This window comes from Streptomyces sp. NPDC046122 (assembly GCF_056429965.1).
In genome coordinates this window covers 106,301-130,428 of record NZ_JBWKLQ010000012.1, presented here as the reverse complement: position 1 = coordinate 130,428, position 24,128 = coordinate 106,301, and the positions used below count along the sequence as shown (strand labels likewise).

30 protein-coding genes are annotated in these 24,128 nt (G+C 72.2%); 20 read left to right on the top strand and 10 right to left on the bottom strand.

What is annotated here, in order from left to right; translation table 11 throughout:
* Positions 1-27: 27 nt before the first annotated feature.
* From AC07FK_RS26415 to AC07FK_RS26390, 6 genes are all read left to right on the top strand, one after another.
* The gene (locus AC07FK_RS26415) at positions 28-672 is read left to right on the top strand and encodes a LysE family transporter (RefSeq protein WP_479107430.1); all 645 of its coding nucleotides are present in this window, start codon (positions 28-30) and stop codon (positions 670-672) included.
* A gap of 147 nt (positions 673-819) precedes the next feature.
* Positions 820-1,899: a YihY/virulence factor BrkB family protein gene (locus AC07FK_RS26410; protein WP_479107429.1), complete on the top strand. Its 1,080-nt coding sequence runs from the start codon at positions 820-822 to the stop codon at positions 1,897-1,899.
* A 62-nt stretch (positions 1,900-1,961) separates the two neighbouring features.
* Positions 1,962-2,513 carry a phosphatase PAP2 family protein gene (locus tag AC07FK_RS26405; RefSeq protein ID WP_479107428.1) on the top strand — a complete coding sequence of 184 codons (552 nt, stop codon included), beginning with the start codon at positions 1,962-1,964 and terminating at the stop codon, positions 2,511-2,513.
* Positions 2,514-2,699: 186 nt separating this feature from the next.
* A complete protein-coding gene (locus tag AC07FK_RS26400; protein WP_479107427.1) occupies positions 2,700-3,119 on the top strand; it encodes a phage holin family protein in 420 nt (139 codons plus the stop codon).
* A complete protein-coding gene (locus AC07FK_RS26395; RefSeq protein WP_479107426.1) occupies positions 3,116-3,478 on the top strand; it encodes a DUF3618 domain-containing protein in 363 nt (120 codons plus the stop codon). Before AC07FK_RS26400 ends, AC07FK_RS26395 begins: the two co-directional genes overlap by 4 nt.
* Positions 3,478-3,744, top strand: coding sequence for a DUF4235 domain-containing protein (locus AC07FK_RS26390; RefSeq protein ID WP_479107425.1), 267 nt, complete (start codon positions 3,478-3,480; stop codon positions 3,742-3,744). The genes AC07FK_RS26395 and AC07FK_RS26390 overlap by 1 nt, the downstream gene beginning before the upstream one ends.
* Positions 3,745-3,799: 55 nt before the next feature.
* Here AC07FK_RS26390 and AC07FK_RS26385 read toward each other — a convergent pair whose 3' ends face one another.
* Positions 3,800-4,219 (bottom strand): nuclear transport factor 2 family protein, encoded by a 420-nt coding sequence (locus AC07FK_RS26385; RefSeq protein WP_479107424.1) that lies wholly within the window; start codon positions 4,217-4,219, stop codon positions 3,800-3,802.
* 91 nt (positions 4,220-4,310) lie between these two features.
* Between AC07FK_RS26385 and AC07FK_RS26380 the strand changes: the two genes are divergently transcribed.
* Entirely contained in the window at positions 4,311-4,898 is a 588-nt protein-coding gene (locus AC07FK_RS26380; protein WP_479107423.1) for a TetR/AcrR family transcriptional regulator, read from the top strand.
* A gap of 444 nt (positions 4,899-5,342) precedes the next feature.
* On the opposite strand, the gene AC07FK_RS26375 is transcribed toward AC07FK_RS26380, so the two are convergent.
* Positions 5,343-5,762, bottom strand: coding sequence for a hypothetical protein (locus AC07FK_RS26375; protein WP_479107422.1), 420 nt, complete (start codon positions 5,760-5,762; stop codon positions 5,343-5,345).
* A 293-nt stretch (positions 5,763-6,055) separates the two neighbouring features.
* Between AC07FK_RS26375 and AC07FK_RS26370 the strand changes: the two genes are divergently transcribed.
* A complete protein-coding gene (locus tag AC07FK_RS26370; protein ID WP_479107421.1) occupies positions 6,056-7,834 on the top strand; it encodes a PP2C family protein-serine/threonine phosphatase in 1,779 nt (592 codons plus the stop codon).
* Between the two features lie 16 nt (positions 7,835-7,850).
* On the opposite strand, the gene AC07FK_RS26365 is transcribed toward AC07FK_RS26370, so the two are convergent.
* On the bottom strand, positions 7,851-8,291 hold the full coding sequence (locus tag AC07FK_RS26365) for a protein-tyrosine phosphatase family protein (RefSeq protein WP_479107420.1): 441 nt from the start codon (positions 8,289-8,291) through the stop codon (positions 7,851-7,853).
* Positions 8,292-8,479: 188 nt separating this feature from the next.
* Between AC07FK_RS26365 and AC07FK_RS26360 the strand changes: the two genes are divergently transcribed.
* Positions 8,480-8,716, top strand: coding sequence for a chaplin (locus AC07FK_RS26360; RefSeq protein WP_479107419.1), 237 nt, complete (start codon positions 8,480-8,482; stop codon positions 8,714-8,716).
* Positions 8,717-8,802: 86 nt separating this feature from the next.
* Here the strand turns inward: AC07FK_RS26360 and AC07FK_RS26355 are convergent, their stop codons facing one another.
* A complete protein-coding gene (locus AC07FK_RS26355) occupies positions 8,803-9,597 on the bottom strand; it encodes a VOC family protein (RefSeq protein WP_479107418.1) in 795 nt (264 codons plus the stop codon).
* A 270-nt stretch (positions 9,598-9,867) separates the two neighbouring features.
* Between AC07FK_RS26355 and AC07FK_RS26350 the strand changes: the two genes are divergently transcribed.
* The 8 genes from AC07FK_RS26350 to AC07FK_RS26315 all read left to right on the top strand — a co-directional run bounded on the left by AC07FK_RS26350 (position 9,868) and on the right by AC07FK_RS26315 (position 14,737).
* Positions 9,868-10,371: a hypothetical protein gene (locus AC07FK_RS26350; RefSeq protein ID WP_479107417.1), complete on the top strand. Its 504-nt coding sequence runs from the start codon at positions 9,868-9,870 to the stop codon at positions 10,369-10,371.
* Between the two features lie 102 nt (positions 10,372-10,473).
* A complete protein-coding gene (locus AC07FK_RS26345; RefSeq protein ID WP_479107416.1) occupies positions 10,474-11,706 on the top strand; it encodes an FUSC family protein in 1,233 nt (410 codons plus the stop codon).
* 83 nt (positions 11,707-11,789) lie between these two features.
* Positions 11,790-12,248, top strand: a complete 459-nt coding sequence (locus tag AC07FK_RS26340) for an SRPBCC family protein (protein ID WP_479107415.1) — start codon at positions 11,790-11,792, stop codon at positions 12,246-12,248.
* Positions 12,249-12,426: 178 nt separating this feature from the next.
* Positions 12,427-12,852 carry an Hsp20/alpha crystallin family protein gene (locus tag AC07FK_RS26335; protein WP_479107414.1) on the top strand — a complete coding sequence of 142 codons (426 nt, stop codon included), beginning with the start codon at positions 12,427-12,429 and terminating at the stop codon, positions 12,850-12,852.
* 99 nt (positions 12,853-12,951) lie between these two features.
* Positions 12,952-13,347, top strand: coding sequence for a DUF2267 domain-containing protein (locus AC07FK_RS26330; protein WP_479107413.1), 396 nt, complete (start codon positions 12,952-12,954; stop codon positions 13,345-13,347).
* A gap of 211 nt (positions 13,348-13,558) precedes the next feature.
* The gene (locus tag AC07FK_RS26325; protein ID WP_479107412.1) at positions 13,559-13,960 is read left to right on the top strand and encodes a DUF2267 domain-containing protein; all 402 of its coding nucleotides are present in this window, start codon (positions 13,559-13,561) and stop codon (positions 13,958-13,960) included.
* Positions 13,961-14,072: 112 nt separating this feature from the next.
* Complete coding sequence (locus AC07FK_RS26320) at positions 14,073-14,345, top strand: ribbon-helix-helix domain-containing protein (RefSeq protein ID WP_453406038.1); 273 nt, start codon at positions 14,073-14,075, stop codon at positions 14,343-14,345.
* Complete coding sequence (locus AC07FK_RS26315; protein ID WP_479107411.1) at positions 14,342-14,737, top strand: hypothetical protein; 396 nt, start codon at positions 14,342-14,344, stop codon at positions 14,735-14,737. Before AC07FK_RS26320 ends, AC07FK_RS26315 begins: the two co-directional genes overlap by 4 nt.
* A gap of 20 nt (positions 14,738-14,757) precedes the next feature.
* Here AC07FK_RS26315 and AC07FK_RS26310 read toward each other — a convergent pair whose 3' ends face one another.
* The 5 genes from AC07FK_RS26310 to AC07FK_RS26290 all read right to left on the bottom strand — a co-directional run bounded on the left by AC07FK_RS26310 (position 14,758) and on the right by AC07FK_RS26290 (position 19,195).
* Entirely contained in the window at positions 14,758-15,615 is an 858-nt protein-coding gene (locus AC07FK_RS26310; RefSeq protein ID WP_479107410.1) for a BAR domain-containing protein, read from the bottom strand.
* Between the two features lie 104 nt (positions 15,616-15,719).
* Positions 15,720-15,863, bottom strand: coding sequence for a hypothetical protein (locus AC07FK_RS26305; protein WP_479107409.1), 144 nt, complete (start codon positions 15,861-15,863; stop codon positions 15,720-15,722).
* Positions 15,864-16,016: 153 nt separating this feature from the next.
* A complete protein-coding gene (locus AC07FK_RS26300; protein ID WP_479107408.1) occupies positions 16,017-16,355 on the bottom strand; it encodes a MerR family transcriptional regulator in 339 nt (112 codons plus the stop codon).
* 216 nt (positions 16,356-16,571) lie between these two features.
* Complete coding sequence (locus tag AC07FK_RS26295) at positions 16,572-16,988, bottom strand: SRPBCC family protein (RefSeq protein WP_479107407.1); 417 nt, start codon at positions 16,986-16,988, stop codon at positions 16,572-16,574.
* 164 nt (positions 16,989-17,152) lie between these two features.
* On the bottom strand, positions 17,153-19,195 hold the full coding sequence (locus AC07FK_RS26290) for a PE-PGRS family protein (RefSeq protein ID WP_479107406.1): 2,043 nt from the start codon (positions 19,193-19,195) through the stop codon (positions 17,153-17,155).
* Between the two features lie 261 nt (positions 19,196-19,456).
* Here AC07FK_RS26290 and AC07FK_RS26285 point away from each other — a divergent pair, with 261 nt between their 5' ends.
* Genes AC07FK_RS26285 through AC07FK_RS26275 form a run of 3 tightly spaced genes read left to right on the top strand, consistent with a single transcriptional unit; the run spans position 19,457 to position 23,046 of the window.
* Complete coding sequence (locus AC07FK_RS26285) at positions 19,457-20,869, top strand: uracil-xanthine permease family protein (protein WP_479107405.1); 1,413 nt, start codon at positions 19,457-19,459, stop codon at positions 20,867-20,869.
* A gap of 24 nt (positions 20,870-20,893) precedes the next feature.
* Positions 20,894-22,339: an amidohydrolase family protein gene (locus tag AC07FK_RS26280; protein ID WP_479107404.1), complete on the top strand. Its 1,446-nt coding sequence runs from the start codon at positions 20,894-20,896 to the stop codon at positions 22,337-22,339.
* Positions 22,336-23,046 carry a sulfite exporter TauE/SafE family protein gene (locus tag AC07FK_RS26275; RefSeq protein ID WP_479107403.1) on the top strand — a complete coding sequence of 237 codons (711 nt, stop codon included), beginning with the start codon at positions 22,336-22,338 and terminating at the stop codon, positions 23,044-23,046. The genes AC07FK_RS26280 and AC07FK_RS26275 overlap by 4 nt, the downstream gene beginning before the upstream one ends.
* Here the strand turns inward: AC07FK_RS26275 and AC07FK_RS26270 are convergent.
* Positions 23,030-24,094, bottom strand: a complete 1,065-nt coding sequence (locus tag AC07FK_RS26270; protein WP_479107402.1) for a LacI family DNA-binding transcriptional regulator — start codon at positions 24,092-24,094, stop codon at positions 23,030-23,032. The two genes, AC07FK_RS26275 and AC07FK_RS26270, sit on opposite strands and share 17 nt — an antisense overlap.
* Positions 24,095-24,128 lie beyond the last annotated feature (34 nt).

Below are 24,128 nucleotides of genomic sequence, written 5' to 3'. Positions count from 1 at the left end.
ATCGCGAAGGCCGACGCTCGTCCGGTCGTGATCGCCGCCCTGGTCGCGGGGCTCCTCGCCGGTTATGGCATCGCCGTGCCGGTGGGGGCGGTCGCCGCGTATCTGGTGTCGCTCACGGCTCGTACGTCCCTGAAGATCGGTGTCTGCGCCGCGCTCGGCGTGGCGACCGCCGACGGTCTGTACGCGCTGATCGCCGCCGTCGGCGGATCCGCGCTCGCCCCCGTCATCCAGCCGGTCGTGCTTCCGCTGCGCTGGATCTCGGCATGCGTACTGATCGCCCTGGCGGTCCGCGGCGGCGTCAAGGAACTCTTGCGATACCGCGAGCGCCGGGCGGCGACGCGGGACGACGACGGGGAGGCCGGCGCCGCGCGGGCGTATCTGGGGCTGCTGGGGATGACGCTGATGAACCCCACCACCGTCATCTATTTCGCGGCGCTCGTGCTCGGCAGCAGGAGCGCGGACCCTCCGGGCCACGCGGAACAGGCCGTGTTCGTGCTCGCCGCGTTCACGGCGTCCGCCAGCTGGCAGCTGCTCCTCGCCGGGGGCGGGGCCCTGCTCGGCCGGGCACTGACCGGCAGCCGCGGGCGACTCGTCACCGCCGTGGCTTCGAGCGCACTGATCATCGCCTTCGCGCTCCACCTCCTCGTGCACGGCACGATCGCTCCGGCCTGACCGCTCGCCCTCCCCGGTGACCGCGAGGAGCGCCGGCCCGAGCGGGCGCCCGGACCTCACCCGAATGGACGACGCGTCCCTCCCGAGTACTGCGATTCCCAGCCGGCTCAACGTGCGGAGCCCCGGCTTTGCGGTTACTCGTAGGTCATGGCATCGAAGTGGCAGCAAGAGCACGGAGACGACGAGCCCGGCCGCGAGAACCGCTCCCCGGACACCGGTCCGGACGGGGAGTCCGGCCGCCGCGCGGGCCCCGACCCCGAGGTGGAACGGAACGCTCCCGACAAGCCCACCCAGCTGGGCAAGAAGTCGTGGGGAGCGGTGCTCAAGCGCACGATGGCGGAGTTCAAGGACGACGAGCTCACCGACCGGGCCGCCGCGCTCACGTACTACGGCATCCTCGCGCTCTTCCCCGCCCTGCTGGTGCTGGTGTCGATCCTGGGCATCGCGGGGGAGTCGGCGACCAAGACCGTTCTCGACAACATCGCGAAGCTGACGCCCGGCTCCGCCCGCACGGTCATCACCGGTGCGGTCGAGCAGTTGCAGGCCAGTGGGAGCGGCACGGGGTCGGTCATCGCGATCGTCGGTCTCCTCGGCGCGCTCTGGTCGGCCTCGGGCTACGTGGCCGCCTTCATCCGTACCTCGAACGCCGTCTACGACATCCCGGAAGGCCGGCCCGTCTGGAAGGTCACGCCGCTGCGCCTGCTCCTGACCCTGGCGCTGATGATCCTGGCCTGTGTCAGCGCGCTGATCGTGGTGTTCTCCGGCAACCTCGCCCGGCAACTGGGCAAGACGCTGGGGATCGGCGACAGCGCCCTGAACGTCTGGTCGATCGCGAAGTGGCCGGTGCTCGTCGTGCTGGTCACCATCATGATCGCGCTCCTGTACTGGGCAGCGCCGAACGCACGGGGCCGAGGCTTCAAGTGGGTCACCCCCGGCAGCTTCCTGGCCCTGGTGATCTGGATGGTCGCCTCGGCCGGGTTCGCGCTCTACGTGGCGAACTTCGGCTCGTACAACAAGACGTACGGCGCCCTGGCCGGTGTGATCATCTTCCTCGTCTGGCTGTGGATCACGAACCTGGCCATCCTGCTGGGGCTGGAGTTCGACGCGGAGATGACGCGCGAACGCGCCATCGCCGGCGGGCACCCCGACGACGAGGAGCCGTACGTCGAACCGCGCGACACGCGGAAGTGGACCGATCAGGACCGCAAGCAGATGGGCAGCGACTGACTGTGCCGGAGCGCCTGGGCAGGGGTGCCGACGGGGTCGGCATCACACGGTCGGCAGACACCGTGACGCGTTTCCTCCACGACCTCCGCCGCCTCGACCGGCAACTCACCCACCGGGCCGCCTCATGGGACTCGCCGCTGGCCCGGCGCGTGCTGCCGGCGGTGGAGTCGGCGGCCGAGCGGACCAAACTCTGGTGGGGCGCCGCCCTGGCCATGGCGATCCTGGGCGGCGCGCCGGAACGCAGGGCCGCGGCCGGGGGAGTGGCCAGCATGCTGTCCGCGCAGCTGATCGCGAACGCCGTGTTCAAGCAGCTGTACGAGCGGCGCAGACCGCCCGCGGACATGATTCCGCACAACGGCGCCGAGGAGCGTCCGGACAGCTCGTCCTTCCCCTCCGGACACACCGCCGCCGCTGTGGGGTTCACCGTCGCGGTGGCCTTCACCTCGCCGTGGCTCGGGGCGGCGGCCGCGGTGCCCGCCGCGATGGTCGCCGTACAGCGCGTCCAGGCCGGAGCACACTACCCCAGTGACGTCGCGGCGGGCGCGGCCATCGGTGTCGGAAGCGCCCTGCTGGTGCGTCACGCGCCGCGCCTGCTGCTGCGCCTGCTGCTCTAGTGCGCCGCGTACGGGCGGGGCAGATCCGGTCATCGGGTGGATATGTCCCTTCCCCGCGCGTGGGGTGTCGGCTGGCGGGCACCCGAAGGAGCGGTTACGACTTGGAACGACAGCCACCAGCGAGCGGGCCGGCGGCGCCACCCACGGCGCCGGCCGAGATGCGGCAAGGAAAGGCAGGTCACGAGGATGAGCACGACAGTGGGCCAATCGCCCCGCAGGGAGACCGAGGAGTCGGTGGGCGACCTGGTCAAGCACGCGTCGGAGCAGATTTCCCAACTGATGCGGCAAGAGCTGCGCCTGGCGCAGGCCGAGATGCAGCAGAAGGGAAAACGGTTCGGGCTCGGCGGCGGCCTGCTGGGCGGAGCCGGTGTGGTGGGCCTCCTCGCGCTGCAGGCCGCGGTGGCCACCGCGATTGTTGCTCTGGATCTCGTCTGGCCGCTGTGGCTCGCCGCGCTGGTCGTCACGGGCGCGCTCCTCGTACTGGCGGCCGTCCTCGCCCTCATGGGCAAGAAGCAGGTCGGCCGTGCCACGCCGGCCGCCCCCGAGCAGGCCATCAGCAGCGTCAAGGCCGACGTGGCCGAGATCAAGGAGAGGGCACGGCGATGACGGACAAGGCAAAGGGCGACGGTTCCTCGCCGAACCCCGAGGAGTTGAGGGCCCAGGTGGAGCGGACCCGCGAGGAGCTCGGCCGGACGGTCGAGGCGCTGGCCGCCAAGGCCGACGTCAAGGCGCAGGCGCAGCAGAAGGCCGCGAAGGTCAAGGGGATGGTGCACGACAAGGCCGCGTCCGCCAACCAGCAACTGTCGGGCACGGCCCACGTGCTGGGGCGCAAGATGCACAACCGGGACGCGGAACCCGGCGCCCACGCGGCGTCGCACAGCAGCCGCAATGTGTTGGTGATCGCCGGTCTCGCGGTGGCGATCGCCGTGGTCGTCGTCGCCACCCGACGCAGCGGGCGGTGCTGATGAAGGCGTCGAAGGTCGTCTACAAGCCGGTCGGCATGGTGCTGGGCGCCGTGAGCGGCGCCCTGGCCGGTGCGGTGTTCAAGCAGGTGTGGAAGGTCATCGGCCACGACGAGGACGCCCCCGACGCCACCGACGAGGAACGCGGATGGCGGGAAATCCTGATCGCGGCGGCCGTGCAGGGCGCGATCTTCGCCGCCGTCAAGGCGGCGGTGGACCGCGGCGGCGCGACCACCGTTCGGCGCCTCACCGGAACCTGGCCCGGCTGACGGCCTGTCCCGCACGCCGACGGGGCGCGCGGAGTGCTCGTGGGGCCGCAGGTCCTCAGAGTGCGACGCGTCGCTCGTCGGCCGCGATGGGCAGGTCGTTGATGCCGGCGTAGCGGCGCCGCATCAGGCCGTTCGCCTCGAACTCCCAGTTCTCGTTGCCGTAGCTGCGGAACCACTGGCCCGTCGCGTCGTGCCACTCGTACTCGAAGCGGACGGCGATCCGGTCACCGGTGAAGGCCCACAGGTCCTTCCGCAGGCGGTAGTCCAGCTCGCGCCGCCACTTGTCGCGCAGGAAGCCGACGATCTCCGCGCGCCCGCGCAGGAACGTGTCGCGGTTGCGCCACTCGGAGTCCTCGGTGTAGGCGAGCGCCACCCGCTCCGGGTCGCGGCTGTTCCAGGCGTCCTCGGCCGCCCGCACTTTCTGGCGGGCGGTCTCGGCGGTGAAGGGCGGGAACGGCGGCCTCGCGTCGGACATGACTCTCCTCTTCGGATGCGGGAGAATGATCGTTCTCCCTCGCTTCCGCTAGCCTAGGAGAACAGTGATTCTCTTGCAAGGAGAAGTGGACATGGAAACCGCGGCCCAAGAGACCCGCATCCTGGACGCCGCCGAGGCGCTCTTCTACGGCCGCGGCCTGCAGGTCGTCGGCCTGGCGGAGATCCGCGACGCGTCGGGAGCGTCCCTGAAGCGCGTGTACCAGCTCTTCCCTTCGAAGGACCACTTGGTGGAGGCCTACCTGCGCCGGCGTGACGTGCGGTGGCGGGCTTCCCTGGCACAGTACGTCGAGTCCCGGCGCCCCGGGGAGGACCGGATCCTCGCGGTCTTCGACTGGCTCCGTCAGTGGTTCGAGGAGCCCGGCTTCCGCGGCTGCGCCTTCGTCAACTCCTTCGGGGAGCTGGGCGCCACGTCGGACGCCGTCGCGGCGGCCGCCCGGGACCACGTCGAGGCGCTGAAGGACTTTCTCGTCGGGCTGGCCGGCGAGGCGGGCCGCTCCGCCGGCCTTGCCCGCTCGCTCCTCCTCCTGGTGGAGGGCGCGATCACCACGGCGGCCGTATCCGGGGACAGCGCCGCGGCGGACGACGCGAAGGAGACGGCCCGCGCGCTGCTGGCCCAGGACTTCGCCCGTACCGGCAGCCGCTCTCCCGCGCGGAGTTGACCGCGCCGCCCGCGCCCTCCGGGCCTGTCACGGCCTGCGGTCGACGAGGAACGGCAGGAGCGGATGTGTCACTGACAGCCGCCGACGCCAACGGGTATGCATGGAGTGTCCAGTCGGCCGGCTCCCGAACCCTGGTGCGGTAAGGGGCCCTTGGGTCGCCTGCTCTCTCGCGGCGGACCCCGTTGTGGATCAAGACGGCTGCCGCGCACGGAGGATTGGTCACGTCCGGGGATTCTTCCGGGCGACCGGCAGGAGGTAGTCGCCCGGGGCGTCTCGGCGCCGCGCGGGCGAGTGGGGGAGCGACTGCCGGCAGCATCGGGCGGACCGGCCGTCGAAGCCGGTCCGCCTGACACGACGAGCGGATCGTCCGGTCCGGCGCGCCCGTCCCGTCGTCCGGCGAGGCGACGCGGTGGTTCGGCAAGGGGGTGGGCGACTCGCCGCCCTTCAACCCGTGTGCGCGGGTACGTGGACGGTGCCGCTGCGGCTGATGGTCAGGGGCGGGCTGCAGGCGCCGTGCGGCAGCTCGGGCGACGTGATGCGCACGCGGTACGGCCCCTCGGGCAGCTCCGGCACCACGACGGAGGCGCGCAACGCGCGGGGGTCCACCTGCGAGGCCAGCACCGCCGCCTCGCGCCACTTCCCCTCGTCGGTCCTGCGCTCCAGCGTGACGCAGCACGGGTATCCCAGGCCCCCCGTGATCCGCCAGCTGATCTGCCGTCGCTCGACGCAGGTCCAGCATTCGCCTCCGGTGGGCGCCCGTACGAGCAACGCGTCGGAGGCCGGTTCGGGCGAGGTGGGGCGGGGTGGGAGTACGGCGTCGGTCGCCCGCTTCAGTCGGGCTCGGGCCAGCGCGATCCAGCGCATCGTCTTCCTTCCGTGGTGCTCCTGCGGCGGCTGCGGACCACCCGGCGCGGGAACGGTTCCTCGTCTTCGTGATGTGGGTGTTTCCGTCCCGAAAGCGCCCGACACGGGACCAAGGTCCCGTACGGCCGGGGCCTTGGTCCCCCTCACCGTCGCGGCCCCGCCGTCCCCACCCGGTCCGTCAGCGTTCGCGCGTGTCGGAGGCGGAACCTACGATCAGCGAGAACGGATCTTGATGCGCGCATCCGGGAGGACGTCACCGTGAAGGTCGTGGACGGCAGGGCGGTGACGGCCCCGTGAGCTTCTCCCTGCCCGGCCTGCCGGATCTTCCGCACGACGTGGACGGCCTGAAGGCGCTCATCGAGGGCGAGGTCGCCGCTCTGCGCGCCGACGTACGGCGCAAGGCGGAGGAACGTCTCCCGCTCGCGAGCGCCATCACCCACGCGTCGCCGATGAGCAGCCAGTCCCTGGAGACCTTCACCTCCGGAAGACCGGGTGCGGAGAGCGGCCCCGCGGCCGCCGGGGCGAACACCTCCGGCGAGATCTGTCAGGAGGGCGCGGCGGGCCATGACCCGTGGGCGTGCCTGTGCTCCAGCATGTCGGCCATCCCCGTCTCGGCGGCTCTGCTGGACCCCGTCGTCGACGAGGGCGGCGAGATCACCGACTTCGTCATCCGGGCCGGCAACCACGTCCGCTCGTCGGAATGGCTCGAAGCGCCGGACACCCAGGTGGGGCAGCGGTTCCTGGAGGCCCGGCCCGGAGCCGCGACGAGCGGGCTGCTGTCCGCCCTGACCTCGGTCTTCAAGTCCGGCCGCGCCCTCAACGGGCTGACCGTCGACTACACCGAGGAGCGGCACGGCCGGCTGCGCCGGGCCCCCCTCCTCTACTACGCCGCCTCCTGCGGCGACCACCTGCTGACCACCTGGGTCCCGGCGCGCAGCGAGGCGGAGATCCTGACCCTCGACGCCCAGCACATCGCGTCGATGGGGTGGGGCCACTGGGACCTGCTCTCCGGGCAGGTCAGCTGGTCGGAGGGGTTGCACCGGATCTTCCGTACGGACACGAGGATGCCGTGGTCCCTGACCGAACTGTGCGACGCGGTCCTGCCCGGTGAGGTGGCGGCGCTCGCCGAGCTGATCACCGCCGTCCTGGCCGGTGAGGAGCCGTCCTGGACGCGCATCCGCTTCCGGGTCTTCGGCGAAGTGCGGACCCTGGACCTCCTCGGCAGACCCGTCGCCGGGATCGACGGCCGCCCCTGGGCCGTGCACCTCGTGGCGCGCGACCTCACGCCCCAGATGCGCAGCCGGCGCCGCCTGGCGGAGACCCAGCGCGAGACGGAACGTCTGCGCCAGCAGGCCGAGGCGGAACGGCACATCGCCTCCGTCATGCGCGAGGCCCTTCTGCCGACGCACTCGGCGGAGCTCGCGGAGCTGGGCCTCACCGTGGCCGCCGCCTATCTGCCGGCCGAACCCGACGCCGCCGTAGGGGGCGACTGGTACAAGTGCAGGCGGCTGCCCGACGGGCGCGTGCTCGTAGCCATCGGAGACGCCGTCGGCCACGGTCTGGACGCCGTGGCCCGGATGGCCCAGCAGCGACACGCCCTCGCCGGGCTCGCGCAGACCGGCGCCTCGGCGGGCGAGATGACGACGTGGCTGAACGAGCTGGTGTGCAGTGACTCCTCGGCGATGACCGCGACCATGGCCACCGGACACATCGACCACGACCGCGTCCTGCGCTGGGCGTGCGCGGGTCATCCGCCCCCGCTGCTGCGGCGCGGGCAGGAGGTGTCCGCGCTGCCGACGGACCACCTCGGCCCGCTGCTCGGCACGATGCCCGGTTACCCGTACGAGACCGCGGAGGTGCCGCTGCGCAGCGGCGACCTGCTGTTCCTCTACACCGACGGCGTGGTCGAACGGCGGGGCGAGGACATCACCGTGGGCATCGGCAACCTCGGCCGGAGTCTGTCCGGCCACGCGGGTCTCTCGCCCCGGCGGACCCTCGACCGGATCATCGCCGACTACACGCGTTCGGCCCACGACGACGACGCGTGCCTGCTCGCCATCCAGGTGGAGTGACCGGCCGCCGCCGGGGTCACGGGCCGTTGTCGCCGAAGCGCAGTACGAAGCGCTTCTGCCCGGGAGTCTCCACGGCGCGCGGGTGGTAGTGGCGACGCGTGTACGCCACGGCTTCCTCCGGCGGAACCCCGTCGAGGACGGCCAGGCAGGCGAGCGCCGTGCCCGTACGTCCGACACCGCCGCCGCAGGCGACCTCCACCCGCTCGTGGGCAGCCCGCTCGAGCGCTTCGCACAGTACGTCACGGGCCCGGCGGCGGTCGCTCGGCAGGCGGAAGTCCGGCCAGCGCAGCCAGCGGGCCTCCCACGCGGCGGGCGGCGGTTCCTTGCCCAGCAGGTGGACGGCGAAGGAAGGCGCCGGCCCGGCGGGCAGCGGACGGCGCAGGCCCCGGCCGCGTACGAACAGGCCCGAGGGCAGCCTCATGACTCCCGCGCCGGACGGGTCCCAGTTCTCGCTCATGCGCCCACTCTAGGAGCGGCGGCCGGAGGCGGGTAGGGGAAACGGCCGTCCCCGGCCGCCCGCACCCCCGCGCGCATGTGTGAACATCCGCGTCCGTCCGAGTGGCACCGTGAAACTGATGAGGCGTCAGCGGGCGCCGATGCAGCGGGCGCGCACCAGCGCGTCAGATCTTCCTCTAGGAGAGCAACATGCGTATCCGCACCGCGTTCGCCGCCACCGCCCTGGCCACCGCCGCCGTCCTCGCCGGCGCAGGCACCGCCAGCGCCGACGCCTACGCCGAGGGAAAGGTGAAGCACTCGCCCGGTGTGCTCTCAGGCAACCTCGTGCAGATCCCGATCCACGCGCCGATCAACGTCTGCGGCAACACCGTCAACGTCATCGGCCTCCTCAACCCGGCCACCGGCAACCACTGCTTCAACAAGTAGTCGCTGCCACCGCGCCGCGGGGGGGGGGGGGGGGGGGGCCCCCCCCCCCCCACCCCCCCCCCCCCCCCCCCCCGCGCCCGGCCGGCTCAGGCGGCCGACATCTTCGGCATCTCGCCCTGCGTCGTCTGCAGGTCGATCACGGCGAACGCCGCGCCCTGCGGGTCAGTCAGCGCCGCGAATCGGCCGAACGGGCTGTCCATCGGCCCGAAGTGCAGCGTGCCGCCGCACTCCGTCGCCTTCGACACCGCCGCGTCGCAGTCCTCGACGGTGAAGTACACCTGGACGTACGGCGGGATCTCGGGCGGGAACTCGTCCGTCATCGTCATCCGCCCCAGAACGGGGTTGCCGTCGACGTTGAAGACCTTGAAGTCCATCGCCTCGTCCTCCACCCGCTGCACGGTGAACGGGAAGACGGCGGGGAAGAACGCGTCCGACTTCTCGGGCGCGCGTGTGAAGACCTCTGCCCAGGCGTACGCGCCGGGCTCCCCGTGCTTTTCGAAGCCCTCGTGCCGGCCGGCCTGCCAGACGCCGAACACCGCGCCGCTCGGGTCCTTCGCGATCAGCATGGACCCGAAGTCGCCGACCTGCATCGGCTCCATCAGCACCTCGCCGCCGTTGTCGGTGATCTTCCGGGCGGTGGCGGCGACGTCCGGCGACGCCAAGTACAGACACCACGCCGGCGGGGCGTCCTGGCCCGGCATCGGCGGGACGACGGCGGCCACCGCCTTCCCGTCGGAGTACGCCTGGGTGTAGTCGCCGTACTCCGACGAACTCTCACCGAAGGTCCAGCCCAGCACGTCGCCGTAGAAGGCCTTGGCGCCTTCCACATCGGTGAACATCGCGTCGGCCCAGCACGGAACACCCTCTGGTTGTGCGGCCATCGTTTCGCTCTCTCCTGCTCGATGATTAGTCCCGTTGACCACGGTATCCAGTGATTTGTTCCCATGCAGTTCTCCCGTCGCGACCCCGGTTCCCACAGGGACCGAGGCGGGCGGCGGCGAGGGCGGGCCAAAGGGGTGACAGTGCGCAACCAGGCGGGTGACTCCCCGCCCGTGGCGATCACTCCGGGGCCCTTCCGTGCGTTGAGGTGGGCTCGCGCTCACGCCCGTCGCCCAGGGCCGGGCCGTCCGAACACATCAACAGGAGGTTCCATGCTCCGTTTCCGTGCCCGACAGCTGTCCGCCGCCGTGACCACCGCCGCCCTGGCGGTGACCGCCACGGGCGCCTTCGCCCTCAGCGCCCAGGCGGCCCCGGCGCCGAAGGCCGAGTCCAAGGCGAAGGTGCTCAACTGGCTGGCGCACAAGCACTCGGACACCATGCCGCGCAAGCTCCGCAAGGGCTCCGACTGGACGTCGTACGCGTACCTGTACGACGTCAAGAAGGGCAAGCCCGGCAAGAAGATCGGTGACGCCACCTCCCACTGCAGCGCCGTCGAGGTGACGCCCCACAGCGTCGTCGCGCAGTGCCAGGGCGTCATGCGCACCGACCGCGGCAGCATCACCGTCAGCGGCACCGTGGATCACCAGGGCCCGGGCCCGTACGGAGGCGACGCGGCGATCACCGGTGGCACCGGCGCATACGAGGACGCCGAGGGGCAGGTCGAGGCCGTGTTCTACGGCGACTACGCCAAGCTGCGCGTCAGCCTCGACGACTGACGCACCGTACGCCGGCCGCCCGTCCCCTGCACCGGGGGCGGGCGGCCGGGTGATGAGCGACGGATGGTGCCTGAGTTACAGAAGAGAGGGAAGGAGCTTGAAGTGCCTGAAGTTACCGACCCTCTGCTGAACCTCGTCCGGTGGCACAAGGAACCTGTAGTCGTACAGACCGTCAGATCCACCGTCGCCGCCGTGATCTCCTACGTCGTCGCCCTCATGCTGAGCAGCGAGCCGGCGCCGCTGACCGCGCCCCTGACGGCGCTGCTCGTCGTCCAGGTCACCCTGTACGCGACGCTCACCACCAGCATGCGCCGCATGAACTCGGTGGTGGCGGGCGTGGTCATCGCCATCGGCTTCAGCTCCCTGGTGGGACTGACCTGGTGGAGCCTGGGGCTGATCATCCTCGCCTCGCTGGTGATCGGCCGCTTCGTCAAAGCCGGTGAGTTCGTGCCCGAGGTGGCGATCAGCGCCATGCTGGTGCTCGGCGTGACGCGGGTGGCCGCGACGGCCTGGGACCGGGTGCTGGAGACGCTGATCGGGGCGGTCGTGGGGCTGCTCTTCAACGTCCTGTTCGCGCCCCCGGTGTGGGTGCAGCCCGCGAGCGCCGCCATCGAAGGCCTCGCCGGCCGGATGCGGGACCTGCTGATGCGCCTCGGTGAGGAGGTGCGCGGCCACACGACCGTGGCGGAGGCCGCGGAGACGCTGCACGACGCCCGCCGGCTCGACCACGACATCGTCCAGGTCGACGCCTCCCTGCGGCAGGCGGAGGACAGCCTCCGGCTGAATCCCAGGGTCAAGGAGGGCCTGCTCTTCCGGGTCGTCCTGCGCACCGGCCTGGACACCCTGGAGATCTCCGCCGTGGTGCTCCGCACGGCGTGCCGCACCCTGACCGACCTCGCCAAGGAGCGGACGGAGGAGTCGCTCTTCCCGGAGGAGATCTCGTCCGCCCTCTCGGAGTTGTTCGTCCACATGGCCCGCGCCGTCGAGAGTTTCGCCGTCCTGATCACCACACAGGTCACCGTCAACGCCGAAGAGGCGGAGGACCGGCTCGTCAGAGAGCTCGCCGCGAGCCGCGCCAGCCGGGAGATCGTGGCGCACCTGCTCCTCGACGGCGTACAGGAACACCCGCGCCAGTGGCAGCTCCACGGCGCTCTGCTGGCCGAGATCGACCGGATCCTGGACGAGTTGGACGTGGAGAAACGTTCCATGCGACTGGTGGAGGAGCTCGACCGGCAGTCACGCGAGCAGCGCGAGAAGTACCCCGTGGTGGACAAGCTCCGGAGCAGGCTGCGCATCCGCCGCTCCAGGGAAACGCCCGAGGAATCGCTCGACTAGGGCCGTGATGATCGGGTACCCGGTGCTCGTGCCGAGATCCGCGCGGCAGGCACGCTGCCGTGCGTCACCCGAAGGAGGCGCAGATGAGCACGGTGAAGGAGACGGTAGAGGTCGAGGTCCCCGTCCGCACCGCCTACAACCAGTGGACGCAGTTCGAGGAGTTCCCGAACTTCATGGAGGGGGTCGAGGAGGTCAGGCAGATCGACGACCGCCACAACCACTGGACCACGAAGATCGGCGGGGTCAAGCGGGAGTTCGACACGGAGATCGTCGACCAGCTCCCCGACGAGCGGATCACTTGGCGTACTACCAGCGGTGACATGCATCAGAAGGGCATGGTCAGGTTCCAGCGGGTCGACGACACGCACACGCGTGTGGAACTCGTGATGGACGTCGAGGCGAGCGGCGCGGCGGAGAAGGCCGCCGACATGACCGGCATGATCGACCGGCGGGTGAAGGGCGACATGCGGCGGTTCAAGGAGTTCATCGAGCACCGCGACGGCGAGTCCGGGTCCTGGCGCGGTCGCATCACGCCCGGCTGACCACCGGCGTCGGAAGCACATCGACGGCCCTGACGCCCCGGCGTCAGGGCCGTCGCCGCTGCCCCGGACCCCTGACACGCGGAGAAGTCAGATTGAGCGGGGGCTTGTCAAGTTTGCTGCTCCGAGCTATATAGGTGTTGTCGCCATGTGCATCCCGTATCCGGGAAAGGAGTGACCGATGATGCTCATGCGTACCGACCCCTTCCGTGAGCTCGACCGCCTCACCCAGCAGCTGATGGGCACCAACGCGAGGCCGGCGGCCATGCCGATGGACGCGTTCCGCGAAGGCGAGACCTTCGTCGTCGAACTGGATCTGCCCGGCGTGGACCCCGAGACGATCGACCTTGACGTGGAGCGGAACGTGCTGACCGTGAAGGCCGAGCGCCGCTCCCGCGCGGGAGAGGACGCCGAGGTCCTGATCGCGGAACGGCCGACGGGCACTTTCAGCCGCCAGCTCTTCCTCGGCGAGACGCTGGACACCGAGCGGATCGACGCGTCGTACGACGCCGGAGTGCTGCGGCTGACCATTCCCGTCGCGGAACAGGCCAAGCCGCGCAAGATCTCGATCTCCGGGGGCAGCGGTCCCAAGGAGATCAACGGCTGACCCTGTCGGGGCGGGACCGGCGGACCCGGTCCCGCCCCTCGGCCCGCCGCGAGCGGGCGAGAGCCGCAAGTACGCACACGTACGAGGAAGGCCGGCGGCATGGTGATGATGTGGGACGCGTTCCTGTCGGCCGTGCAGGAACGGGGCCAGTACCCCTCACGGCAGGAAGCCGAACGGGCGACGCGCGTGGTGATCGCCCTCCTCGGCGCGCATGTGGTGGGCTCCGAGCGGTCGGAACTGGCTGCCCGGCTGCCGGAAGGCTGCGCGCTCCTGTTGCTCAATCCGCTGCCGGCCGCCGAGCCGCTCGGACCGGAGCGGTTCGTGCGGGCGACAGCCGCGTGGATCGAGGGCGCCACGGAAGAGACAGCGAAGTGGGACGTCAGCGCCGTTCTCAGCGTCGTCGCCGACGCGGCCGACGACGAGCTGATGCGTCGCGTCCTGCTCCAGCTGCCCCCCGGCTACGACGTCCTCTTCGGCCGCCCCCAGACGACGTGAGGTGTGGGGCGTTCGGCGGAGTCGGCGCGGCCTGTGGGCGGGCCCGCGCATAAGGTGCTGCCTCCCCGAAGAGGGGGCATGCTGATTCTGGACATCACGCAAAACCGCACATAGCTAGCACGAGCGGTACATGCAGCACAAGCAACACAAAGAAATACACCGGACGCGTCCGGACATCAGGAAAACAGCAGAGAGGCAGGTAGCCACAGTGATGCGGTGGAACGAACTCGTACAGCAGGTCCGCGCCTCGGGGCAGTACGCCACCGACGCCGAGGCGGAGCGCGTCCTGCGCACCGTGCTGACTGTGCTGGGCGCGCATACCAGTGGTGAAGAGCGCCGCGAGCTGGTGCGCCTGCTGCCTGTGGAGGCGGCCGTCATCCTCGCCCGTCAGGCCCCGGCCGCCCGGGCCCTGACCGCACCGGAGTTCGTCGAAGCCGTCGCCGCCAGACTCGGCGGGCTCACGCACCCGGCCGCGCGCTGGGGAGTGAGTTCCGTGCTCGGCGTGGTGGCCGACTGCGTGGGCGACGACCTCACCCGTCGCATCACCGCCGGCCTGCCGAGGGGCTACGCCCTTCTGTTCGGCCGCGCGGAGCTGTCCCCGGCAGCCGCCTGAGCCTGTACGCCGCCTGCCGTACAGGGGGAACGCCCACCGGGCGTTCCCCCTTCTCCATGCCCCTTCGCCGCGTCCGCCGACGCTTCGGTGCATACGGTCGTACGCTTGCCGTATGGCGGACAAGGAACGCGTCACGATCACGATCCCGGCGGAGAGCGCGGCTGCGCTGCGCAGGCTCGCCAAGGAGAAGCGCATCGAGTCCGTGTCGGCGTACGTGACCGAGGCGGTCGAGGAGCGCCTCGGCCGCGAGGAGCGCGCCCAGCGCATCATCGAGGGCTGGGCCGCGGAGGTCGAACGGGCCGGTGTCGAGGAGTGGGCCGCGGCGGTGGAGTGGGCGCGGGCCTCCGACCGGCGGGGAGACGACGCGGGGGGCGCAGCCGCGTGATCGGCGGGTACATCCTCGACGCCGGCGCGATAAGGCAACTCGTCCTCGGCCGCCCCTTCATGGTGGCCCGGGTGGTCGTCTCGGTCGAGCAGATCCAGGTCCTGTACGTACCCACCACGGCTCTGGCCGCCGGCCTGATCGGCCACGACATCTCGCCCCGCCGGCGGGAGCAGGTCGACACCGCCCTGGCCGCGCCGGTTTTCGAGTTCCACAGCCTGGACCGCCCGGCCGCCCAGGCGGTCGCCGAACTCGCCACCATGGCCCAGGTCGACCTGGCCACCGCCCACACCGGCCACCTGGCCCTGCGGCGGCCGGGCTGGCCGGTCATCACCGACCGTCCGGCCGAACTGCACAAGATGAACCCGGGCATCGAGACGGTCGACCTGCCGTAGTGGTCCGTTCGACTCCGCCGTCACCTGGCTTCGGCGCGCGCCGCCGCCTCCTCGGCGCGGCGGCGGGCCGTACGGGCCTCGGCGGCGGCCTCCCGGGCGCGGCTGCGCGCCGCCCCGACCTCGTCGCGGGCGGCCCTGTGCCGTTCCTTCGCCGCCCGCAACCGCTCGGTCAGCGCGGCCTCCTCGTCCGCCGCCTCGCGCAGCCGGCTCTCCACCTGGGCGAGTTCGTCCTCCCGCCCTTGGGCCCGCTCTTCCGCGGCGCTCGCGTCCTTCGCGGCCCGAACGCTCCGCGCACGCGCTTCCTCCCGCGCCTTCCTCTCCCGCTCCGCCTCCTTCTTCTTCCGCCCGCTGTCGGGGGCAGAGGGCGGAGAAGCCTTGCGCGCCACCGCGTCCGCCGTCGTGACGGCGGCGAATCCGACCGGCGGGCTGAGCGGTCTGGTGAGGCAGCCCGCGGCCCACTCCCGAGCGGCTTCGGGGTCGGCGAGAACGGCGTGCAGCGTGGCCTCCACCTCGTGCCGCACGTCCTCCCCGACCGGATGCCCGGCCTCGGCGGCCAGCGCCGTCGCCTGCCGGGCCAGTGCGCCGACCAACTCGTGCTGCCGGCGCCCGAGGTCCCGCAACTGCTCCCCGTCGAGCTCCCGGTGAGCCCGGCGCATGCCTTCGCCGAGGCTGATCAGCGGCTGCACCTGCTCGGGCAGGCGGCGTACGAGCAAATTGCTCGCCCACGCGGACAACGTCGGGCGGCGCAGGGCCTGGATGTGCCGCGCCAGCTCACGGTCGCCCGCCGTGCGGGCCGCCGCCACACGCTGGTTCCTGGTGGCGGTGAAGCCGGCCGGGGGCAGCCCGTACAGCTCGGCGGTGACGCTCTGCAGGTCCACGGTGCTCCCTCCATCCTGCCGACGGCCGACGGGGGGCCGGTCGCGGGCCGCTCCCGCGTGAGGCCGGCGGACGTGCGGGCCCGGAGACGGATGGGGCGGGGCGACTAGCGCGAGCCGGGCTCCGGCGCGCCCTGCTCGTCGTTGTCGTCCCGCTCTCCCTCCGCCTGGGACGGCGTCGTCTGCCGTACGTCCTCGTGCGTCTCGCCCTCGCGCTCGCCCTCTGCCTGGGAAGGGGACTGCTCACTCATCGGTGTGGTCCTCACTGCTGGAAGCCGCGGACGGCCGGCCGCCGTGAAGGGGCGCGGCCCTGCCTACGCCATTTTCGGCGGTGAGCGCCTTTCCTGCGATCCGGCGGACCTGTCCCGGGCCGTGCACACGGTGATCGTTCGCGGCGGACGGCTTCACGCGGTGGGCTTGCGCAGTTCCTCGTTGAGACGCAGGGCTTCTTCGAGCTGGTCTTCCAGGATGACGATGCGGCAGGCCGCCTCGATCGGCGTACCGCTGTCGACCAGTTCCCGTGCGCGGGCCGCGATGCGCAGCTGGTAGCGGGAGTAGCGGCGGTGGCCGCCGTCGGACCGCAGCGGCGTGATGAGCCGGGCCTCACCGATGGCCCGCAGGAAACCGGGCGTGGCGCCGATCATCTCGGCGGCGCGGCCCATGGTGTAGGCGGGGTAGTCGTCGTCGTCGAGGCGGTCGGTGGTGGGCGTTCTGGTGGCGTGCGGATGGGCTTCTTGAGTCATTTGCACCTCTTCTGGGACGCGTCGAGGGGCCCCGGCGCCGTACGGCACCGGGGCCCCGAGGGGGTACAACACGATCTACCGGCTCCAACTGCGCCGGCTGCTGTTCCGATTCGCTGATGTGTCGCTGAGTTCGTTGGCTGTGTCAGGAACCTTAACCGCGCCGCGCGTGGATGTCTATCGCCGCCGCGACAGATATTCAGGCGTGCCGCACCGGGATCAGCCGGCGCCCCCGCCGTCGACCCGCATCCGCACCTGCCGCTCCAGGCGCTCCAGGCTGTCGTCGAGGGCGGCGTTAACGGACTCCTCGCCGGGGTCGTGGCCCTGGTCGAAGAAGGAGAGGTGCACCGTGACCTCGGTGGCCCCGCTGCCGAGACCGGCCACCTGGAGCCATCCGGTGTAGCTGCCCTGGTCCCTCGTTCCCCATTCCAGCCGCATCTGCTCCTTCTGGGCGCGCAACAGGGCCGAGGTGTCCTGGTCCGTGCGGTCCTCGTGGACGGTGACGGCGGGCAGCTCCTCGGCGCGCACATGCAGTGCTTCCGGCATCCACTGGTCCAACTGGTCGATGTTGGCCGCCTGGTCGAAGACATGCTCGGGCAGTGCGGGCATTGTGCGAGAACGCTCGTATTCGGTCATCACCACACCATTCCTCGGCTCGAAACCGTTCGACGAACGCTTGCCCGGCGTGCCGGACGCGAAGCCGTACGGCCGTACAACCACCCGTTCGCAGGAGACCGCGCGGTGGGGGAGCGGAAGGCCGGTTCAGGTCCTCGTCTCCGCCGGCGGCCGGCTCGCGCGGATCACTGGCCGGTCGCTCCGGTGATCATCCGGTGCATCACGGCCTCCGGGATCGCGGGGTTGGCCGCGGCGTCCCGGGCAGTGCCGGAATCGTGCAGCAGGCGCTTGATCACCCGGGCGGGCAGCCGGGGGTCGCGTGCGGCGCGGGACCGGACCGCGCCGCTGGAGTCGTCGAGCAGCCTGATCACCGAGGCGGGTGAGAGCCGGGGATCCTGCAGGGCCCTCAGTCTGACCTCGGGGTGCGGGTCCCGGCTGTGGCGTTCCACCAGGCCGACCGTCGACTCCGGGTCGCGCAGGGCGGTCTGACGCATCCTCGGGTGCGGGTCGTCCGCGAAGCGCAGCAGGCCCTCGCGCGGGAAGTTGGGGTGGTCGTAGGGGCTGCGTCCGCTGAGGCTGCCGCCCCACTCCCGGAAGAGCGCCGACAGCATGGCGCCCGGTGCGTCGTCCGAGTTCTCGCTGAGGAAGATCCGTACGACCCGGTCCTCGTCGCGGGCGAGCTGTTCGACCAGGTCCCGGGGGAGCCCGGGGACACAGGCCACGCTGCTGCGGACCAGCAGATGCGCGGAGGACGCGCAGCGGCGCAGCAGTTCCGGGTCGTCCCGCGCGGCGAGGACCCAGGGCAGGGGAATGCGCAGGCCGTCGGGGTCGATGTCGACGGGGATCGAGGCGCGCTGCTCCTCGGAGAGGCCGGGGTGCGTGGACAGCGCCAGGCGCAGGCCGTCGTCGGCGTCCTCGGCGAGGGCGAGGACCAGGTCCGGCGGGAGGTGCGGGTTCTCGGCGAGGGCGGCGCGGCGGGCCGTCCCCTCCCGGCCGGCGGACGGGGCGGCGCAGGGGCCGGCGGCTGTGAGGGCCGGCTCGCCCCGGTCCCGCCGGGCGAGGAGCTGGGCCAGCTCACGGGTGAGGACGCACTGCCGGGTCGCCCGGTCGCGGGCCTCGTCCGACGGCAGGGCGTCGAAGACGGAGCGCGGCATGGGGACGCTCCGGTGGTGGGCGAGCAGTGCCTCCGTACGCACCTGCTCGTCCGCGTCGTCCAGGAGTCCGCCGCGGGCCCCGGGAATCAGCCGCGGCCAGAGCGGGCCGCAGACCGCGCTCCGTACGGCGGGGACGGGGTCCCGCGCCAGTACGGCTCCGAGGCCGGCCTCCAGATCATGGCGGTCGGCCACCGCCCGACGTACCGAGGGGTCGGGGTCCGCGGCGAGTTCGCGCACAGTCCCCCCGGGCAGGGGCGCCTGCCGCTCGATGAGCAGCGGGCGCCACGCCGACGGGAGTGTGGCGAGGAGCCGGGCGCGCTGCTCGGGGCTGAGATCGCGGTGTTGCGCCAGATCCTTCCTGACCTCGGGATCGGGGTGCGAGAGCCAGTGATCGATCAGCTCCGGCGGGAGCGAGCGGTAGCGGAAGAGGCCGGACTCCATCGCCAGGAGCCGTGAGAAGACCGGCAGGGTCAGGGCGGCGGGATTGGCGGCGAGCCCTTCGATCCAGGCCCCGCCGATGCGGCTGAAGGCCCGCCCCGCCGGCGGCCGCAGGAGGCCGCCGAGCCCCGTGAAGGGCACCGTGTCCCAGGCCGCGTCGCGCTCGTCCGGCGTCTCCTGCGCCTGGTCGCGCGCCGCCGCCTCGCGCCGCTCCCGCACCCCGGTCTCGACGACCAGCCAGACGGTGTACTCCTCTCCGGTCACGCCGAGCAGGGTGTCGCCGTCCGTGGAGAGCGTCACGAACTCGTGGTCGGTGGCGCCCGCGAGGTCCCAGCGGTCGGTGAGGCGGACCTTCGTCCAGTACGCGTGGCTGAAGATCTGAACGAGGAAGGTGCCGTCCGGTCCGACGATTCCGTGCCGGGTCGCCAGCCGGTACCACTGGTCGTTGACCTCCGCCGCCAGGGACGGGTGGTCGAGGCGGACCTCGGCGGTGGGCTCGGTCTCCTGTCCGGCCACGGACCGCCAGGCGGCTCGGGGTGCGAGGGTGTCGCCCTCCGCGCCTGCGCCGAAGTCCACCAGTTCCAGCCCCGCGCGGTCCACCGCGTCGTGCAGCGTCTCCCTGCCCCCACCCGTCATGCGCCCATCCTCGCCGACGCCGACGCCGACGCCGACGCCGACGCCGTGCGACTACGCCGCCCTGTACGGCAGCGGATCGAAACAGACGTGACGGTGACGGTCCCGCATGCCGAGACGCTGGAACCGCTGCGCGCACGATCCCTTGACGCGTCCCGCCGGCCCTCACATACTGACGGCCAAATCGATTTGGCCGAGTCGATGTGGCCCCCGTCCCGGGCCGGATCACGGTCGAAACCGGAGCGAGTCGAACGGAGCTCGAACGTGCCCAGTCCCCGCCCCGCGTCCCTTCACCCCGAGCCGACCCAGCCCGAACAGATCCACCCCGTGGACGAATCCCGCCCGATCGGCAGAATCCTGCTGTTCGGCATCCAGCACGTCCTCGTCATGGCCGCGACCCCCATCTCGGCGATCTTCCTGATGAGCGCGACCCTCCAGCTGGACCCCGACCTGACCGTCGACCTGCTCTCGGCGGCCTTCCTGCTCTCCGGGGCCGGCAGCCTCATCCAGTCGCTCGGGCCGTGGAAGTTCGGCCCCAGACTGCCCTTCGTCATGCTGCCCGGAGGCGCCCCTCTCATCCTCTTCCTGGCCATCGCCGAACAGCACGGACTGCCGACCGCGAGCGGCGCGGTGATCATCACCGCCGCCTTCTACTTCGTCGTGCTGCCCGTCTTCTCCCGGCTTCTCGCCTTCTTCCCGGCTCTCGTCATCGGCACGATGATCGTCATCGTCGGCGTGAACCTGGTGAAGGTCGGCGCGTTGCTCGTCACGGGCCGCCCCGGCCAGCCGGGCTTCGCCGACACCACCAATCTCCTCCTGGGGCTGGCGACCATCGGCTTCACCGTCGCGTTCTACTGGCTGTTCACCGGCGTCCTGCGGCAACTGGCCGTCATGCTCGGCCTGGTGGCCGGTACGGCCCTCGCCTTCGCGCTCGGATCCGTCGACGCCGGCCGGGCGGCCGAGGGCGGCCTGGTGAGCGTCCCGCAACTGCTGCCGTTCGGCTCGCCCGAGTTCAACCTGCTGGCCGCCCTGCCGCTGATGCTCTACAGCCTCGCCTCCATGGCGGAGGCCACCGGGCAGACCGTCATCAACGCGGAGGCCGTCGGCAAGGAGATCGACAAGCGCTCCGACGTCCCCAAGACCATCCGCGGCGACGCGCTCACGTCCCTCTTCGGCGGCTTCTTCGGCCTGCCGCTGATGGTGACCAGCGGCGAGAACATCGGCATCGTCCGCGTCACGGGCGTACGCAGCCGGTACGTCACCGCCGCCGCCGGCGTCGTGCTCATCGCCATCGGCTTCCTGGCACCGGTCACCCGTGCGATCAGCGTCGTCCCGTCGGCCGTCGTCGGCGGGACCGCCATGGTCGTCTTCGCCGTCATCACGGTGCTCGGCGTGCAGATGCTGGGCCGCGCCGACCTCGACCGGCACACCCACACCTTCATCTGCGCCGTCGCCATCGCGCTGGGCCTGCTGCCGATCCTCGTCCCCGGTGTGTACGGGGGCTTCCCGTCCGGCGTCCGGATCCTGCTCGAAAGCGGCGTCGCCGTCGGGGCGTTCGTCGCCGCCGTACTCAACATCCTCTTCCACCACGTACGGCCGCGGCTCACGCGCGGCGCACCGCACCCGGCCCCCGCTCCGGCGCGGACCGATGAGCCCGCCCCGGCCCAGCACCCCTGACCCGTCCCACCCGGAAAGAGCCCGATGACCTTCCTGCCCGACCCGCCCGACCAGCCCGGCCTCCAGGGCCCGGCTCCCGACCGGCTGCGCGCCGGCGGCGCCCCGCTGCTCCTCGCCCCCGACGCGGTGCTGACGCCCGACGGGCCGATGGACCATTACGCGGCCGTCGTCGACGGTGGCGCCTTCCTCGCGGTCGGACCCGCCGAGCAACTGGAGCGGACGTACGCGCACCTGAAGCCCGTACGGCTGCGAGGACACGTCCTGATGCCCGGTTTCGTCGACGCGCACCACCACCTCACGCAGACCTTCGGCGCCGCCCTGGCCTTCGGGGAGCCCTCCGAGATCTTCCGCCGGCTCTGGGTGCCCCTGGAGGGCGCTCTGGACGAGGAGGCGGTGTACGTCGCGGCCAAGCTCGCCGCGCTCGAGTCGCTGCGCGGCGGGTTCACCACCGTCGCCGAGGCGGGCACCCGCGCCCCGGTGGACGTGGAGCTGGTCGCCGCGGCCGCCCGGGACGCGGGGATCCGGTGCGTCCTCGGCCTCGTCTGCAACGACGCCGACGGCGGCGGCGACACCTCGACGACCCTGGCCCGGGCCGAGAAGCACCTCGTCCGTTACTGCACCGAGGAGTTGATCCACCCCTCCCTCGCCGTCTCCGTCCCGGAGGCCGCGACGGCCCGCACCCTGCGCGACACCGCGCGGCTGGCCGCCGGGGCGGGAGCTGTCGTCCAGATCCACGTCAACGAACACCTCGCGGCCGTGGAGCGCTCCCTCGTACAGCACGGGCTGCGCCCAGTGGAGTACCTCCACGAAGTGGGCGCGCTCGGCCCGCAGTTGCTGGCCGCGCACGCCACCCTGCTCACCCCGCGGGAGCTGACGCTGCTCGCCGACTCGGGGGCCGCGGTGAGCTACAACCCCGTGGCCAGCGCCTGGAAGGGCAACGCGGTGGCCCCGGCGACCACCATGGCCGAGCGCGGGATCCGGTTCGGCCTCGGCACCGACGGCACCCGGGGCGACGCCTTCCGGCTGACCGAGGCCGCGGAGTTCGCTCAGCGTCTCGCGTACGGCCTGGCCACCGGCGACTCCTCCTGCGGCGCCGGCTGGACCTGGCTGGAGCACGCGAGCCGGGGCGGCGCCGACGCCGTCGGGCTCGGCGCGCGTACCGGCCGGATCGCCGAGGGAGCCGCCGCCGACTTCCTGCTCGTCGATGTGAGCGGCCCCGAGATGCGGCTGTCGTGGGACCTTCCGTGGGAGCTCGTACGGCGGGGCAACCGCGACCAGATCACCGCCGTCTTCGTCGCCGGCCGCCTGAGTCTGTGGCGCGGCATGCCACTCGACTGGGACGGTCCGGCGCTGGTGCGGCGGGCCGCCGAACTGAGCCGGGACGTCATGCTGCGGGCCCCCGTGACCCGGGTCCACCCCACGTCGACGGCCGCCCGGCACGCCCGGGCCCAGTCGAGCGCGGCACGGTGAGTACGGAGACGCTGGCGGTCCTCGCGGTCACGGTCGCGGTCGCGGCGTTCGTCCAGGGCAGCAGCGGCCTGGGCTTCGCGCTGATCGTCGCGCCGGTGGCGGGGCTCCTCGACCCGGCACTGGTCCCGGTCTTCGTGCTCGCGTCGATGATCCCGCTCAACCTGTACGTCGCGTGGCGCGAACGGGACTCCCTCGACCTGCGCGGAGCGGGCTGGATCACCGCGGCGCGGCTGGCGGCCACACCGGGCGGCCTCATGCTGCTGTGGGTCGTCCCGGACGACCGCCTCGGCCTTTTCGTCGGGGCGGCGACCGTCCTGGCGGCGGTGGTGAGCCTCGCCGCCCCGGCGTTCACGCCCGGGCGCGGGGCCTACGTCGCCGCCGGGGCCGTCACCGGGCTCACGGAGACCGCGACCGGGGTCGGCGGACCGCCTCTTGCCCTCGTGTATCAGCACCGCCCGCCCGCCGAGCTGCGCTCGACGGTGGCGGTGTGCTTCCTGGTGGGCGAAGTCGCCTCGCTGGCCCTGCTGTTCGCGACCGGGCAGGGCAGACCGGCCCAACTGGGCCCGGTGGCAGTGCTGTTGCCCGCGCTCGCGGTGGGCGCCTGGTTGAGCCGTCTGGTGCACCACCGCGTCGACGCCCGCCGGATGCGCCTGTTCGTGCTGGCCTTCGCCCTCGTCTCCGGGGCGGTGCTCATGCTGGCGCCGTGACGCGCAGGGACGAGGCCCGGGGGACGACGCGGGGCTCGGGCGCCGTCGCGACCGCGGAGGCGGCGCCCGCGTCCCCCGCCGCCGCCGGTGCGCCGCCCAGCCGGCCGAGCAGCAGCTCCACCGCGTCGGCGGCGGCCCGGTCGAGGTGCAGCTCGACGGCGGTCAACGGCGGTTCGCAGGTCCGGGCCCGCAGACCGTCGTACCGCGTGACGACCATGACGTCGTCGGGGATCCGCCGGCCGCTGTCCCGGATCGCCCGTACGGCGCCGACCGCGAAGGCGTCGACCAGCGCGCAGACCGCGTCGGTCTCCGGGTGCTCGGCGAGCAGGGCGGCGCAGCGGTCGTAACCCGCCTGTTCGCCGCCCTCCTCCGGGGCCGTCGCGACCACCGGGGTCCAGCCCTGCTCGGCGGCGGCGCGCTCGTACGCGGCGCGGGCGTCGACCGCGGAATGGCGGGAGCCGGCGCCGATGATCAGGGCGGGCCGGCGCGCCCCCTGCTCCCGCAGGTGGGCCAGGAGCAGTTCGACGACGAGGCCGCCGCGCAGATCGACGTACGGGGCGTCGTCGCCGGGCGCCATGGGCCGGCCGAGCGCCACGTACGGCAGGTGCCGCTCCCGCAACTGGGCCACGGCCATGTCGTCCTCGTCGGGCTCCACCACGATGGCGCCGTCGATGTCCAGTGAGTACAGGGCCGATCCCGACTGAACGGGCGGCACGAGAACGAGTGCGTAGTCGTGGACGAGCGCCCGCTCGGCGGCGGCCGCGGCGACCTCCATGTAGAAGCCGAGCCGGGACGGCCCGCCGGCCACCGCGAAGGGCATCGACGAGGCGAGCGCGATGGCCTTCGCCTGCCCCCGGCGCAGCCGCTGGGCGCGGAGGTTCGGCCGGTAACCCAGCTCGGCCGCGACCTGCTTGATGCGTTCGCGGGTGCGGGGGTCGACCTTGCCGAGCCCGTTGAGGGCGTGCGAGACGGTCGTCCGCGACACCGCGGCGGCCTTGGCGACGTCGGCGATCGTCGGCGGCCGTGCACCGGGACCGGAAGTGGGCATCTGCGCTGACGCTCCTCGCTGGCTCTGACGAACG

What these genes read in the sequence shown, in the direction of transcription:
- AC07FK_RS26410 (WP_479107429.1), top strand. Translation starts at nt 820, where the DNA reads ATGGCATCGAAGTGGCAGCAAGAGCACGGAGACGACGAGCCCGGCCGC.
- AC07FK_RS26400 (WP_479107427.1), top strand. Translation starts at nt 2,700, where the DNA reads ATGAGCACGACAGTGGGCCAATCGCCCCGCAGGGAGACCGAGGAGTCG.
- AC07FK_RS26395 (WP_479107426.1), top strand. Translation starts at nt 3,116, where the DNA reads ATGACGGACAAGGCAAAGGGCGACGGTTCCTCGCCGAACCCCGAGGAG.
- AC07FK_RS26390 (WP_479107425.1), top strand. Translation starts at nt 3,478, where the DNA reads ATGAAGGCGTCGAAGGTCGTCTACAAGCCGGTCGGCATGGTGCTGGGC.
- AC07FK_RS26385 (WP_479107424.1), bottom strand. Translation starts at nt 4,219, where the DNA reads ATGTCCGACGCGAGGCCGCCGTTCCCGCCCTTCACCGCCGAGACCGCC.
- AC07FK_RS26380 (WP_479107423.1), top strand. Translation starts at nt 4,311, where the DNA reads ATGGAAACCGCGGCCCAAGAGACCCGCATCCTGGACGCCGCCGAGGCG.
- AC07FK_RS26375 (WP_479107422.1), bottom strand. Translation starts at nt 5,762, where the DNA reads ATGCGCTGGATCGCGCTGGCCCGAGCCCGACTGAAGCGGGCGACCGAC.
- AC07FK_RS26365 (WP_479107420.1), bottom strand. Translation starts at nt 8,291, where the DNA reads ATGAGCGAGAACTGGGACCCGTCCGGCGCGGGAGTCATGAGGCTGCCC.
- AC07FK_RS26360 (WP_479107419.1), top strand. Translation starts at nt 8,480, where the DNA reads ATGCGTATCCGCACCGCGTTCGCCGCCACCGCCCTGGCCACCGCCGCC.
- AC07FK_RS26355 (WP_479107418.1), bottom strand. Translation starts at nt 9,597, where the DNA reads ATGGCCGCACAACCAGAGGGTGTTCCGTGCTGGGCCGACGCGATGTTC.
- AC07FK_RS26350 (WP_479107417.1), top strand. Translation starts at nt 9,868, where the DNA reads ATGCTCCGTTTCCGTGCCCGACAGCTGTCCGCCGCCGTGACCACCGCC.
- AC07FK_RS26340 (WP_479107415.1), top strand. Translation starts at nt 11,790, where the DNA reads ATGAGCACGGTGAAGGAGACGGTAGAGGTCGAGGTCCCCGTCCGCACC.
- AC07FK_RS26335 (WP_479107414.1), top strand. Translation starts at nt 12,427, where the DNA reads ATGATGCTCATGCGTACCGACCCCTTCCGTGAGCTCGACCGCCTCACC.
- AC07FK_RS26330 (WP_479107413.1), top strand. Translation starts at nt 12,952, where the DNA reads ATGGTGATGATGTGGGACGCGTTCCTGTCGGCCGTGCAGGAACGGGGC.
- AC07FK_RS26325 (WP_479107412.1), top strand. Translation starts at nt 13,559, where the DNA reads ATGCGGTGGAACGAACTCGTACAGCAGGTCCGCGCCTCGGGGCAGTAC.
- AC07FK_RS26320 (WP_453406038.1), top strand. Translation starts at nt 14,073, where the DNA reads ATGGCGGACAAGGAACGCGTCACGATCACGATCCCGGCGGAGAGCGCG.
- AC07FK_RS26305 (WP_479107409.1), bottom strand. Translation starts at nt 15,863, where the DNA reads ATGAGTGAGCAGTCCCCTTCCCAGGCAGAGGGCGAGCGCGAGGGCGAG.
- AC07FK_RS26300 (WP_479107408.1), bottom strand. Translation starts at nt 16,355, where the DNA reads ATGACTCAAGAAGCCCATCCGCACGCCACCAGAACGCCCACCACCGAC.
- AC07FK_RS26295 (WP_479107407.1), bottom strand. Translation starts at nt 16,988, where the DNA reads ATGACCGAATACGAGCGTTCTCGCACAATGCCCGCACTGCCCGAGCAT.
- AC07FK_RS26290 (WP_479107406.1), bottom strand. Translation starts at nt 19,195, where the DNA reads ATGACGGGTGGGGGCAGGGAGACGCTGCACGACGCGGTGGACCGCGCG.
- AC07FK_RS26280 (WP_479107404.1), top strand. Translation starts at nt 20,894, where the DNA reads ATGACCTTCCTGCCCGACCCGCCCGACCAGCCCGGCCTCCAGGGCCCG.
- AC07FK_RS26270 (WP_479107402.1), bottom strand. Translation starts at nt 24,094, where the DNA reads ATGCCCACTTCCGGTCCCGGTGCACGGCCGCCGACGATCGCCGACGTC.